The organism is Nitrospirota bacterium (assembly GCA_016207885.1).
Lineage (GTDB): Bacteria > Nitrospirota > Thermodesulfovibrionia > UBA6902 > UBA6902 > JACQZG01.
In genome coordinates this window covers 198,962-214,982 of the sequence record JACQZE010000004.1, presented here as the reverse complement: position 1 = coordinate 214,982, position 16,021 = coordinate 198,962, and the positions used below count along the sequence as shown (strand labels likewise).

The window sequence follows — 16,021 nt, the reverse complement described above, 5'->3', positions numbered from 1 at the left end:
AGAAAAGGAGGCAGTAAACATGCGTTGGTTATTGAATTTTTCAGCGGTGCTATTCTTAATGATTGGCACATACGCTCTTATGGGGCCTAACAGCAGTTCAATGATGATCAATGTATTTCAGGTCATCCATGCGGAAGCGCCGGAGACTGTGCATGCGGTTTTTGATTATGTCCAGTTTATAACAGGGTTGATCTTTGTCAGTTTTGCTTTAACATGGATAGCAATAGGGTACATGCTGAAAAAGATGTTCATGATAAGGAAAGCGACCTATGACAATCCGAATGTTTTTTCGGGTGAGGAAAAAAGGCATTGCGACAGAAGGGATAGTGATAAAGAGGCTTAACTCATCTTATTTATTCAGGTCTTTTTCTTAGGCAGGCAGGAAAGATGGTGCGCCCAGGAGGAGTTGAACCCCCAACCTTCTGATCCGTAGTCAGACACTCTATCCAATTGAGCTATGGGCGCATTTGATATTGTTCAGGCCTATTTTTTTACGCCTTCTTTCAGGATCAATCCAAAACGCTCGTGTTCTAACGCATGAATTTCAGGCAGATTGGCATAGAGCCATCCCCATTCCTTCCCCTGCTGAGGGAATATCTGAGATCCTTTTTCATAAACCACTATTCCTACTGAAGGGTTTTTAGCTTCATTTGAAGCGGAAGTGATGACACTGCCGGCAATTGTAAGATCCGGTAAAAACGGGCCTACCTGCACCACAAGGTCTGAGTCCGGCACATTAAGCTTCTCTCCTATCCTGACCTTATACTCCTTCTCTTTACCCATTTTCCTGTCTTGAAGGATCAGCACGACATCTGTCCAGCCGCTCTTTACAGGGCCGGGAACAACGACCTGAAACTCTTTAGGGATTGCATTCTTTTCTACAGGGGTTGATGACTGGTCTGCAATTATCGGCCCTGAAGATCCGGCCTCAGGTTTCGCGGCCTCTTCTTTTTTCTTCTGGCAGGCTGTAACTGAAACGATAAATGCTGCCGCAATGATTAGTATGATTATTTTTTTCATGGCAAAGCTCCTTTGTTTTAATAGTTGAAATAATGGCGGAGAGGCAGGGATTCGAACCCTGGGTGGGGTGTTACCCCCACAACCGCTTAGCAGGCGGCTGCCTTCGACCTACTCGGCCACCTCTCCATAACATTACTTGTTCAATAAAAAGAAAGAATACAAGTTATCCAGCTTTAAAATATACTTGATTACGGCTTGTTTTGTAAACCTGAAGCCTGGCCGCCCCTGTAAAAAAATCAATATTTCATTGCGCATCATACGCAAATACAGGCTTTAATCTTTGTGAAGGAGTTTTTTTATGGTGCTCTTCAGTTCATCAAGATCCGCTGATTTGACAATATATGCTTCAGATGCCCAAAGCGCAAAGTCATCTCTGTAATCATAGGCTGTTGACATGATAATGGGAGTCTTGGGATTTATCTCTTTCATCTTCCTTAAAAGATTTATCCCGTCGATGTCAGGCATAAGGATGTCCAGGGTCACTATGTCGGGTTTTTCTGTTTCAAACAACTTCAGGCCGTTTGCTCCCGTATCCGCCACAATGACTTCATAGCCGTCTTCTTCAAACTCCAGTTTATAAAGGCGCCTGATATTTATATCATCATCAACAATTAAAATCTTCATGCCTCTCCCCCTCTTAAAATGTTAATTTATATTCAGCTGTTAATTATGTCCCTTAATGATCAGTATGGCCCATATCTAATGGGAAATATACCCTGAAAGCGGATCCTTTTTCCCCATCTGTTTCACCGGAGCCATGGAAATGGCTTTCAACCTCTATCCTTCCGTTATGTTCCCGGATTATTTTATTTGTTACCGAAAGGCCTAACCCTGTGCCGTCAGGCCTTGTTGTATAGAAAGGATTGAATATATGATTGAGTTCTTCAGGCCTGATCCCGCATCCTGAATCTGAAATCTCGATCAGAGCTTCATTGTTATTACAGCATGTTCTTATTGTGATGGTCCCGTTTTCAGTCGCATTATTTGCGTTAGTAATAATGTTCAGCATCGCTTCTTTTATGCCGTTCTTGTCCATAACTACCATCATGGGAGTCTCTGAAAGAAGATCAATGATCTCATTCCCGTTTTCATTGACCTGAGGTTTGATGAAATCTATAGTCTCTTTTAATACTGAATTTATATCCATGCTGCTTTTTGTTACTACAGGGCCTTTAACAAATCCCAGTATCTCCTTCAGTATATATTCAAGCCTGGTGACCTCATTTACTATGATATTCGCAAACTCATGCGCCTCGCCCCCGGTGCTGCTCAGCAGCCTTCTTGCGAAGCCGCCTACCGAGACAAGCGGATTCCTTATTTCATGCGCGACCTTTGCAGCCAGTTCCCCAAGAGCCGCCATTCTTTCTGAAGAGGTGACTTTATCCCTAAGTGTATTAAGCTCTGTGATATCACGGGCGACATGCACTGTCCCGGCATACGTCCCTGATGAGTCAAAAATGGGGGAGCTTGATATCACAAAGGTTCCGCCAAGGTACGGGTCGTCGATCTCCTCGATAGACGGCTCATGCGAGGTCATGGTTTTAATATGCGGACAAAAGAGGCTGTGTTCCTCTTTCCCGTGAAACATCTCGAAGCATTTTTGGCCTATAATTTCCTCTTCGCTCTTCCCCAGTTTATTTATTACCGCCTGGTTTATTCGTCTTATAACGCAGTCCTTATCAGTAAAATAGACCATGTCAGTTATTGATTCAAAAATATTCTTGAGTTCAGCCCTTGCAAGCGAGACATTTTCAAACAGCCTTGCATTTTCTATAGCTGAGACGATGTGGCTGGTAAATATCATCAATGACTGAAGGTCGTCATCTTTGATCTGCTTTCCTGAAAATAGATTGTCAACCCATATCATGCCTATGGCGTCGCCTCCTGAAAGCAGAGGTATCACGCCAAACGCCCTTGTCATCAGCTGCCGGATCATCTCCGGGGAGGATCGGGTTTCAGCCTCAGGGTCTGTAACATTGCAGTAGATCTTCTTCTTTATGCAGCGGCTGAAGACAGAATCCTTGTCAAGGTCAATAATAAAACTCCGGCACTGCCTGTCAAAAGCTGATTCTTTAGGCTGGATATCGCTGTCGATCTCGGTGATAATATTTTCAAGGCTCTTGCCGCTCAGGGATTGCCATATCTCCCTGGCCTCATCAAAACTTGCAGGGCCTACGCCCATTTCTCCCTTTAGGGAATTTTTTTCTTTGTCGATAAGGAAGAGGATGGCCCTGTTGAATCCCAGGCCGTCGCTCATTGTGACGGCTGAGAGGACCATCTTCCCAAGTTTCTCCAGTTTGACAGTGCTTTTTACGGCAGAGCTCATTATGAACAGTCTTGAGAGCTCGCTATTCTTTTTTATTAATTCTTTTTCAACTCTTTTCTTCTCGGATATATCCCTGGAGATCCCGCTTATGCCGGTGATGTTTCCGTATGAGTCGAGCACCGGTGAGAGCGTAAGGCTGACCTCTATGAACTCTCCGTTCTTTTTTTGCCTTATTGTTTCTATGTCGCTCAATGTCTGCTTCTGAAGGATCTTCTTTATGTTGCTCTTTTCCTCTTCCGCAAGGAATTCAGGGACCATGGGAAGGAATTTCCCCAATGCTTCATCTTCGGTATATAAATATATCTTTTCAGCCCCCTTGTTCCATGATGTGATTATGCCGTTGATGTCTGAAATGACAATGGCGTCGGGCGAGTTGTCTATAAGGCTTTTAAGATAGTCTTTTGTCTGGGTGACCTCAAGGTAAAGGCTCAGCATATCATTCTCTCTTTCGAGCTCTTTCCTGTACAGCCTCGCGTTCTCAATCGCGACAGATGAGGCAGAGGCGAATGTCACCAGCCTGCCTAACTCTTCTTCTGTAAAAGTCGCCGGCCCCCACTCGGTTTTTTTGTTGTAAAGCCCCAGGGTTCCAATGATGTTTTTGCCGACGATCAGCGGGACGCAAAGCACAGAGGTTGCTTCTATCCCCGGCACACGCAGGTTTTCAGGCATCTGACGGGCGTTGTCTACTATCATCGGTTCGCCGGTCAGGGCAACATGTCCTGCTATGCCGTTGCCGAGGCGCAGAGACATCTCCTGCTTTATCTCTTCAGGCAATCCGTAAGAGGCCTTTATATTAAGCAATTCACCTTCAATAAGCCTGATGATACAGCCTTTTGCGCTGAAGAGATGTGATACCTCCCTGCATATATACGGCAGAAGCTCATCTATATCCAGGATCGATGTTATCGCCTTGCCGATTTCATGGATCACCTTCAACTCGTCAAATTGGGTTTTGACATTTTCATATAGCTCGGCATTCTTTAAAGCGACGTTAAGATTGTGCGAAATAATGGTAAGGAGGCTGATCTTTTCCATGCTGTAAGAACAGGCGGCCCTGTTCTGAAGCATAAGGATCCCCTCTACTTTGGAATCCCTCATTATCGGGATCGCTATGAGAGAAAGGTACATATCTCCCCCGGGCCTCAGGAGGACTTTAATATCAGGCTCATTTCTTATATCAGGTATTACCAGAGGCTGCTGCTCTGTCATGATCTTTTCGATGATCCTGTTATTGTCAGCGGTCAGGCAGAATGATGTAGTTGGTTTGTTCTCGGCATGATTTGTAGCTTCAACGCAGACAAAACGCGTCCCCGGTTTGATGAGACCGATCGAACACAGGTCATTATTAAATGTGTTTGCTATTGTTTGCGCTATTATGCCCAGAAGATTGTTGAGGTCAGAAGTGGAACTGATGATCTGACTGACTTTCCTTAAGATATCTATCTCAGGCAGGTCAAAGACCGGGTCATGTTTTTCTTTTATCTCCGGCATGATATTAAGTTATCGCTTTTAAGGCTTTTTTATACAGAGATACATATTTTTCAGTTGACTGGCGCCAGGAAAAATCCTGCGACATCGCGTTCTTCACGATCTTGTTCCATTCTTTCTTATCATAATATAATTCCATAGCCTTTTGAAGTGTTTTCAGCAGCTCTTCGGAAGAGCATCTGTTCATGAGGAATCCGGTACCTGTCCCTTGTGAGGATGCGTATTCAGAGACCGTATCCGCAAGCCCCCCGGTTTTTGTGACAACAGGCACGGAGCCGTAGAGAAGCGCGATAAGCTGCCCCAGTCCGCATGGCTCGTACCTTGAAGGCATCAGAAAGATGTCCGAGCCCGCGTATATTTTATGCCCGAGCGCCTCTTCAAATCCTATCGTCACAGAGAGGTGCCCCGGGTATTTCTTACGGCATTCCAGCAACGCATTTTGAAAGAACTCGTCTCCCTTGCCTAAGACAGCTATCTGTGCGCCTGACCTGATGATCTCGCCCATGGCGTCTGTTACAAGGTCAAGCCCTTTCTGTGATGAGAGCCTTGAGACCAGCCCGATGAGCGGTGAACTGTTCACCGGCAGCCCCAGTTCGGCCTGAAGGGATCTTTTACATATCGCCTTGCCTGAAAGGTCTTTACTGCTGTAATTGGCAGGGATGAACTTGTCTTTTGAAGGCTCCCAGTAATCCAGGTCTATCCCGTTGATGACCCCGTAAAGGTCATCTTTACGTTCTCTCAGGACGCCTTCCAGCCCGAAGCCGTGCTCCGGGGTAAGTATCTCCTGCGCGTATGTCCTGCTTACCGTGGTAATAATATCAGAGAATATGATCCCCGCCTTGAGGAAGTTTATCTTTCCGTAGAACTCCAGCTCATTCATATTGAACATCTCCCATCCCAGGCCGGTGAGAGGCATATCTGATTTGGGGAATATCCCCTGGAAACCAAGATTATGGATAGTCAGAAGAGCCGCTGTCTTTGGAAAACCGTTCCTGTAAAATTTTTTCAGGTAGACAGGTATCAGGGCTGTCTGCCAGTCATTGCAGTGAATGATGTCCGGGCTCAGGTTTAACGCCTTTAATGCCTCGAGCGTGCCCCGGCTGAAGAAGATAAAGCGCGAGGCGTTGTCAGGATAGTCCCCTGCGGGAGTGCAGTATAATTCATCCCTGTCGTAATATTTTTCATTCTCAATAAAATACGCGTCAGCTCCTTCAGGCGTGGTGCCTTTCCACAACATTCCTTTTTCAATCCCGCCGCCGACTGGCACAGCTATCTCTTTTTTGAGAGGTTTGATGTTCATGGCGTGTGAGGTCTTTTTGATCTCCCTGTAAAGAGGCAGGATGACAGCCGGCTCCAGGCCCATCTTTTTGTATTCATTAACCAGCGTTCCCGCAATATCTGCAAGCCCGCCGGTCTTTACAAATGGCACCGCTTCCGGTGACGCGATAAGTATCTTCATATATATTCACCCTGTGGCCTTTGCCACAGTTCCTGATTTCTGTCATTCCGGCTTGTCCGGAATCTTTACGGAAGGATTCCGGACAAGCCGGAATGACACTAAATAACAAACATTCAATTAAAAAAGGTCTAACTGATCTCTGCTTCCCTCATGAATTTCGCGGCTTCTTCAGGTGGTGTCGGGTTTATATAAAATCCTGAGCCCCATTCAAAACCCGCTATCTTTGTGAGTTTGGGCTTTATCTCAATGTGCCAGTGATAATAATCGTTTATCTCATTGTTGTACGGTGAGGTGTGGAGCATCATATTGTAAGAAGGCAGGTCAAGGACACTGTCTATCTGTTTAAGCGTCTTCTGAAGTATCTGCGCCAGCAGATTTGTATTGCCGTTGTGCAGGAATTTGGATTCATGCTTTTTGGGCAGGATCATTGTTTCAAACGGCGAGCTGGCGGCAAAAGGGGCGATGGCGACATAATCTTCATTTTCAGATATGACCCTTATTTTATAGGCTGCTTCCTGATGTATTATGTCGCAGAAGATGCAACGTTCCTTGTAGGTATGGTAATGTTTGGCATTTTCGATCTCTTCCTGCACCAGATGAGGTATGACAGGCAGGGCTATAAGCTGGGTGTGCGTATGCTCAAGAGATGCGCCTGCATCTTCGCCCTCGTTCTTAAAGATGAGGACATACTTGAAGCGGGGATCTTTCTTAAGTTCGGCTATCCTGTTCTCAAAGACCTGAAGCGCATCCTCAATATATCTTAAAGGCATTGTTGACAGCGTGCTGTTATGATCCGGGCATTCTATAATGACCTCATGCGTCCCGATGCCGTTCATCTTGTCAAATATCCCTTCGCCTGTCTTGTCCAGTTCACCTTCAGCGCGCAGGGCGGGGAATTTGTTTTGAACGACCCTCAATGTCCATCCCGGAGAATTCGGTTCTCCGCCGTTCGGCCTTATGGCAAATATCTCAGGCGGGGTGGTGCGCTCATTGCCTTCGCAGAAGGCGCAGAAGCCGCCTTTCGGAACTGCTATGCGTTTAGGAAAGTCAGAGGGCCTTTTGCCTCTTTCTATCGAGATGATGACCCATCTTCCTGATATAGGGTCTTTTCTTAATTCAGGCATATAAATTCTCCAGTGCGCGGATTTATATTAAATTTTAAACTGCCGCTTATTTTCAGGATCCTGTGGCGTTATGTATTATATAACTAGTTACCACATAATTTTATATGAAGTCATCTTTTCATACAAGGCTCATTAACGGCCCCTTTGACGACCCCGGCCTTTAAGATTGATCGCCCAGAGGCGCTTTTGAAGGAGGCTGAGGAGGAGTTTGAGAGAGGGTGAAGAACTTTTAGATCAATGGATTGGATTAACAGGCTCAAGCCTCCGCCGGGACCGGTTCATCTTCTCCCCAGACGCGGGAGAGAGTAGCCTGGATCTTCTTCTCGAAGCGGGTGATCAATTCGCGGTTGGCAGTGACCAGCGTCTGCTCGGCTTCGATCTCGGCGACGATGGCTTGCTGCGTAGTAAGGGGCGGGAGGGGAATTTCAATCCCGAACAGGTGAGCCCGATTGATTTTAGGAATGCTGGCTCGCTCATAGTAGCCGCGAATGCGTTCATTGAAAGTGTCCGATAGCATGTATGTCGCCAAATATGTGATCTGAACTTTGGCACTATTTGGAAGCAGAGGATACATGTCGGAGCTGCAATACCCGTGAAGATCAACAACAGTTAGCTTGTTGAGGTAAGGCCGAATCTTGCTGTAGAGTAGTCGCTGACCAGCAAATTCATAGACTGGGCCATTCACCCGCTGGCCCTGAGCCGTCTCTGTCTTCAGGAGCTTACCCGTGTTTGATTCGATGCTGTCAGCACCGATGTAAGGAAGTGCGAGGTTCACATCTGTTGTAATCGTTCCGTCCAGAGAACAAATATCCCCAAGACGTACCATTGGCCAGTCGGAGTGGATTGGAATGTGGGGGCGGTAGTTGTCAAGGACGGCGCGGGCGCCGTTGATGACTTTCTGGTAGCCCTCGATCTCCGACACGATCTCCTTCTGCACATCCTGCGGTGGCACGGGGATTTGGAGTTCGACGACATCTCCCTTCGTGATGAACGGCTGCCCACCACCGCGTTTTGGAAAGGTCAATTTCGATAGAAGATGAAACAAATACAACGGTTCAAGCCGGTCAGAATACGGTTTAATCGTCATCGTATTCTTGATCGCGGTGAATTCGCTCTCTGGAAAAAACATGCGCCCACAGTTAGCTCCGATTGCAGAAAGAACTAATGTTCCTACTTGGTGTTCGGCATGATTCATTCTTCCGTCGCAACCTGCTGCAGAAACACCCAGATACTGGCCATTTCCAACATACGAACTCTTTGTGAGATCGGTGTTGCCCCAATCAACAATCGCCACCTCACCAAGCGGAATATATGGGAAGAGTGCTGATCGTAATTTCCCCTGCGAATACCGCTCACCACTTAGGTTATACTCTCCATTCGCAGCTATCTTTTCTTTCTCCACTACCAGCACATTACGGTATTTATCTATATCAAAATTATCTGGATTCCCGCTTGCGCGGGAATGACGAAATGCCTGAATGGCTTCGACGGCGGCATGCAGATCGTTCTTATCAATCTCGCGCCGCTGTGCGCCAAGACCAAAGCCGTCATTCTCAACTTTGAAGAAGGCGATGGTGTTTGTCTTCCTGGCCAGCGACTTGTCGAGTATCAGTATCGAGGTCATGACGCCGGAATAAGGATTGAACACACCTGCCGGTAAAGAGACTACGGCGACGAGGAACTCCTCCACCAGCATCTTGCGCAATTGCTTGTAGGCTGTCTGGCTCTGGAAAATGATCCCCTCTGGCACGATGATACCGGCGCGTCCTGTTGGAGTGAGGTGCTCGGCCATATAGTCCACGAACAGCACCTCGCTACGTTTGGACTGCACCGTGAAGCGTTTGTGGGGCATGATACCTCCCTTCGGTGACATGAAGGGCGGATTGGCGAGGATGACATCAGCGTAATCATTCCAGCGATCCTGACTGGCAAGAGTATCGTACTCGTAAATATGCGGAGCTGGAAAGCCATGCAGATACAGGTTCACCAATGACAGCCTCACCATATCGGGCGAGATGTCATATCCCTTGAAGTTATTTGCAAGGCGGCCCTTTTCATCAGGTGTAAGTTTACTATTACCCTTCTTGTCAGTATTAGCTTGAAGAATGTGCTTGTATGACGAGATCAGGAAACCGGCTGTGCCGCATGCCGGGTCGAGTATGGTCTCGGTCTTCTTCGGGTCAATTATGGCTACCATGAAATCAATGATATGGCGTGGCGTGCGGAACTGTCCGGCATCGCCTTGAGAGCCGAGCACAGAGAGCAGATACTCGAACGCATCGCCGAGGCGTTCGCTGTGATCGTATTTAAACTCGTCAATGACCTTCAGAAACATCTTGAGCGTTTCCGGGTCGCGATATGGCAGATAAGCGTTCTTGAAGATGTCGCGGAAGAGAGGCGGAATACCGGGGTTCTCCGGCATCTTGGCAATGGCCTCGGCGTAGAGGTTCAGTGTCTCATGGCCGCCCAGGCCGGAGCGCATGAGTTTGGCCCAGCCGTAGCGGGCGAACTCCTTGGCAAAGAACTTACGCTTGCCGCCGAACTCCTCACTCTCAGCATCCATGTCATCCATGAACTTGTAGATGAGTGCGATAGTTATCTGCTCGACCTGTGATTTCGGATCAGGCACTTTTCCCACAAGGATGTCACGGCAGGTATCTATCCGGCGTTTTGTGTCGGTATCAAGCATATAAATTATTCCTTAAGTTTTTTTATAGTTGAATTAAGTGTAAGTACTTCCATTTGCCGGATGGCAATCTGATTGAGGCGTTTAAGACGATCCCTTTGTGGCAAGCCCATGTGAATAAATTCGGCGTTCATGCCTTCGATGTTAGCCAAGACCAGCAACTGTTCAACTGTTGCATAGTCTCTCATGTTACCGTCAAGCTTTGGATTAGAGTCGCGCCACTCCTTAGCTGTCTGACCGAAGAGAGCAACATTAAGCACATCTGCCTCGGTAGCATAGGTGATGGCAGCTTGCGAGGACGTAACCGCAGCCGGAATCAGGTGCGCTTTAATAGCGTCGGTGTGGATGTGGTAGTTGAGCTTGGAAAGTGTACGATTCAGATTCCAGGCGAGCGACAGCCGGCTGTTTTCATCCTCTTTGAGACGCTGGAATTCTTTAATTAGATAAAGTTTAAACTCGACCGATATCCAGGAGGCGAATTCGAAGGCAATATCCTTGTGTGCATAAGTTCCGCCGTAACGCCCCGACTTGGAGGTCAGCCCGATTGCATTTGTAGCCTCTATCCACTGTCGCGGCGTCAAGACAAAGCTGTTAAGCCCTGCCCTGTTTTTAAACCCCTCGAATTCGAGGGGTTTAAAAACGACATTATGCAATCGTTCCCATATACCTAAAAACTCAATGGTATTTCGGTTTCTCATCCAGTTCTGTATGACATGATCCGAGCGATCCGGCTCTTTGTGCTTGGCGATGTCCGTCAGGGAAATATAGTCATCGCTGGCTTGGCAGAGAACAGTGACGGCGGTTCCTTGTACTTCAATGGTCGCTTTCTTGGTTTTGCTCATTAAACCTCCTCATGCTGAAAACTGATTCAACGGAACATAATCCTTGACGTATTCAGGAATCAGCGTTCTGTACTTCTCCGGCACAGCCTTAAAGTCCCGCGTAGAGAAGACAGGATTTGTTGCCAGATCAGTGAACTGCTTTTCTTCTATGATGTGGCGTACCTGATCGCTGGTGACATAAGCCTTGAAAAAAGTCTTGATAGCCTGAATAGACTCAGCCTCATCGGGCTTGGTATCTGCTACGAACTTGGCAAACTCCTCTTCGAGCAGTTCATCTTTAGATTTAAAACTCGGAATGAGGCCGAAGATCTTTTCTAAAATCTCCCGCAGAGTCAGTCGCCGATCAACGGCAGCGGCCTTGCGCAATTTGTCGAGAGTGTAATATTCCTCCGGTTTATCAAAGACCTCGCGGTTCACATAGTCAATGACACGATCCCATTGCCCTGCCTCGACAGCAGCGGCAACAATCTCATTCTCGCGCACGGTGTCCTCGAATCTCTCGAAGAACATGCGGTCAATCCTCATCCCCTCGTTGCCGATGGTCGCTTCATTTATCCTTGAGAGAATATCAGCGCCTATGTGCTCATAAGTGCCGCCAAGCACCACCGGGCCGTCTCCGCCAGTGGTTTCGCCACCCTTTTGGGGCCGTGGCAATTTCAGCACCTCATCATAATTAAACTCCTCTTCAAAGTATTCACAGTTGGCGAAGAAGTCAAAGAGCTTGAATGCAGACTTCTGCGGCTCCTTCACGCTGTCTTTAATGCTTTCGTCAAAAAGCTGTTCGAGAAAGTTATGCTTGCGTGTACCCCGCCCCTTGATCTGGATGAAGTCAGTCGGCGAGAAGATCGGGCGGAAGAGGCCGAGATTAAGAATGTCAGTACAATCATATCCTGTGGTCATCATGCCAACAGTAACGCAGACACGCGCCTTGCTGGTCTTGTAAGCGGGCAAGAAGTTGGCAGAGCCGAGCAGATTATTATTGCTAAAGTTTATCGTGAACTGCTGCGCATCGGCAATCTGTGATGTGACCTGCACGGCAAAATCAGACTGGTACTTGCCGGGATACATGCGGTCTGCCATCTGGTTTAATATCTGCGCCAGCTTCGCAGCGTGTTTCTGGCTGACGGCAAAAATTATTGACTTGCCGATCTCACCGCTGACCGGATCGCGCAAAGCGTTTTCCAAAAAGGTTTTGCAGAATAGTTGGTTAGTAGCATCCGAAAAGAAGCGTTTCTCAAACTCACGCTGCTTGAACTCCTCCTGCCGGTCTTCACCTGCATCGTCGGTAAACGAGACGACGAAGCCCTCTTCAGAGAGAAGTTCTGTTGTAACCTCAGTGCGGGCATCCACCACTGTAGGGTTAATCAAAAATCCATCCTTCACGCCATTGAGCAGAGAGTAGCGATAGGTAGGCTGGCTGTTCTCGCAGCCGAAGGTACGATAGGTATCCAGCAGCAGCCTCCGCTCTGCCTCACGCGGGTCACGGGTAGAAGGGTTGGTGTTATTAAACCGCCTGAGATAATCGCGAGGCGTTGCGGTCAATCCAAGTTTATAGCCTATGAAGTAATCAAACACTGCGCGGGCGTTGCCGCCGATGGAGCGATGAGCTTCATCAGAAATAACCAGATCGAAATCAGTCGGCGAGAATAGCCGCTGGTATTTATTATTGAAGAGCAGCGACTGAACAGTGGTAACAACAATCTCAGCGCGCCGCCAGTCATCACGGTTCTCTTTATAAATCACTGTCTGAAAGTCAGCGGATAACAACGCTGCAAATGCCTTCTTGGCCTGATCCTCAAGTTCAAGGCGGTCAACCAGAAAGAGTACACGCCGGGCATTGCCCGAACGGAGAAATAACTTGATAACTGCGGCGGCAGTAAGTGTCTTGCCTGTGCCGGTCGCCATCTCAAAGAGAAAACGATCTTTGCCATCCTTGACTGCCAGCTGCATTGCATGAATTGCCTTCAACTGATAGTGGCGCAAGAAACGCAGCTTGTTTGCCTGGATGTAGCCGTGACGCTCTGCCTCGTTCTTCCATGCTGCTTCTGATTGATAGTTCGGACGCTGGGTCAGCACGATGTAATCGTCTTCGACTTGATCCTCGATTAGCCGCTGCGGGTTGGGTATAACCTGCTGGTAGCCGATGACTGAATCAGGTGTAGGGAAGGATGTAATGACGTATGGGTTGCCGCGCTCCAGATCCCAGAAGTAGTGCAGGTTACCGTTAGAGAGGAGGACAAAGCGGCAGTTCTGCGACTTGGCATATTTGCGTGCCTGCTCCTTGCCGACGAGCGGGTTCTTGTCCTCAGACTTAGCTTCGAGCACTATGAAGGGAAATCCTTTCTCATTAAGCAAAAGAAAATCTATGTAGCCTTTGTTTGCTTTTTCAAAGTTATCGCCGAGCGCGCTGAGGTCCTGCGTCTTGAGTGTGACGCTGGGTTCGAGCTGGATATTGGCAGGTGATTTGCCATCTGCAAAAAAGTGCCAACCTGCCGCTTCGAGCAACTTGTTGATCTTGATACGCGCTGTGGCTTCTTTATCGTGCATTCAGGTTCCTGTCTCAGGATTTCTCCAGTGACCTATCAATTAATACAGCCAGCCGTATTTGCTGGAATATGAAAAGTATAGTTGTATGAATACCGGAAATACAAACACCGGAATGATTAGTCATGGAGACGTTATTTCTCTCTGTTTTCGAGTTCTGCATTTATGGCTTGCGGATTGCGCGCGCAATGAAAAAGCCCAAATACAATAATCTGGTCATTCTCAATCTCAAAATAGATAGCATAAGGGAATCGCCTGAGCAGACGGCGCCTAAAGTTCTGATAAACTTTCGGGTAATGCAGGAGATTCCATAGGATTTCATTTGCATAGGCATAGAACATACGAAGAAAGTCTTCACCGAGTCCTCTGGATTTTGATTCATACCAAAAATAACCGTTGATGACATCTTCTTCAACTTCAGGAAGGAACCGCAGTGTGTACGTCATTTTCTTAATTCTATTTTTTTGCGAAGCTCATCCAGAGATAGAAGGCCTCCCGGACTGGACTTATGCCTTGCAGACCTTCTGTCCAGCTCCATCATGTGGCTCTCAGGTATAGGGACGGCAGATTCCTCGGAAGATATGCTATCCCACATATCTTCGACAAGAAGGATCTTTTCAGGGATGCTTAATTTTTCAATTTGTGGAATATCTATTACGCGCATAGTCTGCCTCCTTTTTTAGAACTGATTTAATAATAACATCACTTGGCGCATTTATTTAATTATTCCCCATTATAAGATTCAGATCTTAATTTTTCATTCTCCACTTTAAGCTCAGCCATCTTCAATTCCCTGTTGATAGCCATATCATAAAATGCTTCAAGTTCACGCATTCTTTCTATGATCTCATTTTCCATCTTCTTATGTGTTGTAATGTCTCTCACAACGTGTATTACACCTTTTGTGGAATTGTCGCTGTTGAATATCGGCAATGCCTTGATCTCCAGATACATATTCAGGTGAGGTTCAAATATTTCTACGATAGAAGGCTTGCCGCTTTTAAGGCAATCGCAGCTTGGGCATTCTTTCGGCGGGGTATTGCTCCCGTGGTAATTCTCATAGCATTTTCTCTTTAAGATCTCAGATGAAGATGTTTTAAGCAGTTTTTTAGCTGAGCTGTTGGCTGCGATAATATTGTAGTTATTGTCGTGTATGGTGACCATGTTGCCAAAAGAGTCTTCCCAGTCAAGGATCATCTGCTCGAATGATTTTTTCGCCTTCATAGTATCGCAGTCCGTTTTTCGCTTCCGATTACAGTGATCCCGGAAGGGTCGGTGTAAGCCCTCCAGTATGGTTTTTCGCTTCCGATGCCGATATGCACATCTTCTTCGATAACATTGTATGAATCAACTATCACCTTGTTCAGTCTGCATCCTTTCTTGAGCACAACATGATCCATGATTATGGAATCCTTCACCTCGACACCGTCCTCTATGACTGCGCCGCGCCTTATGACGGAATTTATTATCCTGGCATTCTTCACAACAGTGCCTTCCGCTATGAGGCTGTTGGTGATATCTCCGGCAAGTATCTTTGCGGCAGGCAGAGCGCTTCTTGACGGATGTATGGGCCAGAGGTCGTTCTGTATTTCAAAGGCCGGTTTCTCTCCGAGCATATCCTGATGCGCGTCCCAGAAGGATTTTATTGTGCCGACATCCCTCCAGTAGCCTTTTTCTTCATAAGGCTTTGTCCCGGGGATTATGTTGTCGGCAAAATCATACGCAAAGAGCTTTGCATTGTTTTTAAGAAGGTTGGGCAGCACATGCGAGCCGAAGTCATATTCCTTCTTCTGATGCGTTTCCCTCAACGCCTCGATCAGTGTATCTGTATTGAAGATATAATTGCCCATGGAGCAGTATGCGTTATCAGGGTCATCGGATATGGGCGTGGGGTTTGCCGGCTTTTCCTCAAAACTTCTTATTCTGCCGTCAGGGTCTGCGGCGATAATTCCGAACTGGCTCCCCTCTGATATGGGGACAGGCCTGGCTGCCACTGAAACCTCTGCATTATGTTCCATATGAAAATCTATCATCTGCCGTATGTTCATGCGGTATATGTGGTCCGCTCCGAAGACCGCGACCATCTCAGGTTTATGAAGGCGTATGAGGTTCAGATTCTGAAAGACAGCGTCCGCGGTGCCGAGAAACCAGTCGGGGCCAAGCCTCATCTGAGGAGGCACGACAGTGACGAAGTGTTCCTGGATAACGGAAGAGAGAACCCAGTTCGCACGTACGTGTTCGATGAGCGACTGGGACTTATACTGGACGAGGAGGTAGTTGGAGAATATCTTTGAATTGATCATGTTGCTCAGGACAAAGTCAATTATCCTGTAGCTCCCTCCGAAGGGCACGGACGGTTTGGAACGCTCGAATGTGAGGGGAAAGAGCCGATTGCCTCTTCCTCCTGCCATGATTATCGCAAGAATTTTAGGATGCGCCATATCTTATCCTTTTTGTGTCATTCCGGCTTGTCCGGAATCATTCTTTATTATTTATCAGGAAAAGATTCCGGACAAGCCGGAATGACATTGG

General features: G+C 47.2%; 13 protein-coding genes and 2 tRNA genes. 1 reads left to right on the top strand and 14 read right to left on the bottom strand.

Annotation, left to right across the window (positions count from 1 at the left end; translation table 11 throughout):
- Window positions 1-19 precede the first annotated feature (19 nt).
- The gene (locus HY807_03715; protein ID MBI4825514.1) at window positions 20-343 is read left to right on the top strand and encodes a hypothetical protein; all 324 of its coding nucleotides are present in this window, start codon (window positions 20-22) and stop codon (window positions 341-343) included.
- A gap of 45 nt (window positions 344-388) precedes the next feature.
- On the opposite strand, the gene HY807_03710 is transcribed toward HY807_03715, so the two are convergent.
- The 14 genes from HY807_03710 to HY807_03645 all read right to left on the bottom strand — a co-directional run bounded on the left by HY807_03710 (window position 389) and on the right by HY807_03645 (window position 15,930).
- A tRNA-Arg gene (locus HY807_03710) sits at window positions 389-465 on the bottom strand.
- A gap of 18 nt (window positions 466-483) precedes the next feature.
- A complete protein-coding gene (locus HY807_03705) occupies window positions 484-1,020 on the bottom strand; it encodes a hypothetical protein (GenBank protein ID MBI4825513.1) in 537 nt (178 codons plus the stop codon).
- 33 nt (window positions 1,021-1,053) lie between these two features.
- Window positions 1,054-1,146 (bottom strand) — tRNA-Ser (locus HY807_03700).
- Window positions 1,147-1,293: 147 nt separating this feature from the next.
- Entirely contained in the window at window positions 1,294-1,644 is a 351-nt protein-coding gene (locus tag HY807_03695) for a response regulator (GenBank protein ID MBI4825512.1), read from the bottom strand.
- A 52-nt stretch (window positions 1,645-1,696) separates the two neighbouring features.
- Entirely contained in the window at window positions 1,697-4,837 is a 3,141-nt protein-coding gene (locus HY807_03690; GenBank protein MBI4825511.1) for a PAS domain S-box protein, read from the bottom strand.
- Window positions 4,838-4,841: 4 nt separating this feature from the next.
- Window positions 4,842-6,293, bottom strand: a complete 1,452-nt coding sequence (gene glgA / locus HY807_03685; GenBank protein MBI4825510.1) for a glycogen synthase GlgA — start codon at window positions 6,291-6,293, stop codon at window positions 4,842-4,844.
- A gap of 128 nt (window positions 6,294-6,421) precedes the next feature.
- Window positions 6,422-7,417 carry a galactose-1-phosphate uridylyltransferase gene (galT, locus tag HY807_03680; protein MBI4825509.1) on the bottom strand — a complete coding sequence of 332 codons (996 nt, stop codon included), beginning with the start codon at window positions 7,415-7,417 and terminating at the stop codon, window positions 6,422-6,424.
- Window positions 7,418-7,673: 256 nt separating this feature from the next.
- Window positions 7,674-10,106 (bottom strand): N-6 DNA methylase, encoded by a 2,433-nt coding sequence (locus tag HY807_03675; GenBank protein MBI4825508.1) that lies wholly within the window; start codon window positions 10,104-10,106, stop codon window positions 7,674-7,676.
- 5 nt (window positions 10,107-10,111) lie between these two features.
- Window positions 10,112-10,945 (bottom strand): KilA-N domain-containing protein, encoded by an 834-nt coding sequence (locus tag HY807_03670; protein MBI4825507.1) that lies wholly within the window; start codon window positions 10,943-10,945, stop codon window positions 10,112-10,114.
- 9 nt (window positions 10,946-10,954) lie between these two features.
- Window positions 10,955-13,492, bottom strand: a complete 2,538-nt coding sequence (locus tag HY807_03665) for a DEAD/DEAH box helicase family protein (GenBank protein ID MBI4825506.1) — start codon at window positions 13,490-13,492, stop codon at window positions 10,955-10,957.
- A 131-nt stretch (window positions 13,493-13,623) separates the two neighbouring features.
- Entirely contained in the window at window positions 13,624-13,935 is a 312-nt protein-coding gene (locus HY807_03660; protein ID MBI4825505.1) for a type II toxin-antitoxin system RelE/ParE family toxin, read from the bottom strand.
- Window positions 13,932-14,153, bottom strand: a complete 222-nt coding sequence (locus HY807_03655) for an addiction module protein (protein MBI4825504.1) — start codon at window positions 14,151-14,153, stop codon at window positions 13,932-13,934. Before HY807_03655 ends, HY807_03660 begins: the two co-directional genes overlap by 4 nt.
- A gap of 59 nt (window positions 14,154-14,212) precedes the next feature.
- Window positions 14,213-14,713: a PAS domain-containing protein gene (locus HY807_03650; protein MBI4825503.1), complete on the bottom strand. Its 501-nt coding sequence runs from the start codon at window positions 14,711-14,713 to the stop codon at window positions 14,213-14,215.
- Window positions 14,710-15,930 (bottom strand): glucose-1-phosphate adenylyltransferase, encoded by a 1,221-nt coding sequence (locus HY807_03645; protein ID MBI4825502.1) that lies wholly within the window; start codon window positions 15,928-15,930, stop codon window positions 14,710-14,712. The genes HY807_03650 and HY807_03645 overlap by 4 nt, the downstream gene beginning before the upstream one ends.
- Between the last annotated feature and the right edge of the window lie 91 nt (window positions 15,931-16,021).

Coding starts and splice junctions, on each gene's coding strand:
- HY807_03670 (MBI4825507.1), bottom strand. CDS start 10,945: ATGAGCAAAACCAAGAAAGCGACCATTGAAGTACAAGGAACCGCCGTC.
- galT (MBI4825509.1), bottom strand. CDS start 7,417: ATGCCTGAATTAAGAAAAGACCCTATATCAGGAAGATGGGTCATCATC.
- glgA (MBI4825510.1), bottom strand. CDS start 6,293: ATGAAGATACTTATCGCGTCACCGGAAGCGGTGCCATTTGTAAAGACC.
- HY807_03655 (MBI4825504.1), bottom strand. CDS start 14,153: ATGCGCGTAATAGATATTCCACAAATTGAAAAATTAAGCATCCCTGAA.
- HY807_03690 (MBI4825511.1), bottom strand. CDS start 4,837: ATGCCGGAGATAAAAGAAAAACATGACCCGGTCTTTGACCTGCCTGAG.
- HY807_03660 (MBI4825505.1), bottom strand. CDS start 13,935: ATGACGTACACACTGCGGTTCCTTCCTGAAGTTGAAGAAGATGTCATC.
- HY807_03695 (MBI4825512.1), bottom strand. CDS start 1,644: ATGAAGATTTTAATTGTTGATGATGATATAAATATCAGGCGCCTTTAT.
- HY807_03665 (MBI4825506.1), bottom strand. CDS start 13,492: ATGCACGATAAAGAAGCCACAGCGCGTATCAAGATCAACAAGTTGCTC.
- HY807_03705 (MBI4825513.1), bottom strand. CDS start 1,020: ATGAAAAAAATAATCATACTAATCATTGCGGCAGCATTTATCGTTTCA.
- HY807_03675 (MBI4825508.1), bottom strand. CDS start 10,106: ATGCTTGATACCGACACAAAACGCCGGATAGATACCTGCCGTGACATC.
- HY807_03650 (MBI4825503.1), bottom strand. CDS start 14,713: ATGAAGGCGAAAAAATCATTCGAGCAGATGATCCTTGACTGGGAAGAC.
- HY807_03715 (MBI4825514.1), top strand. CDS start 20: ATGCGTTGGTTATTGAATTTTTCAGCGGTGCTATTCTTAATGATTGGC.
- HY807_03645 (MBI4825502.1), bottom strand. CDS start 15,930: ATGGCGCATCCTAAAATTCTTGCGATAATCATGGCAGGAGGAAGAGGC.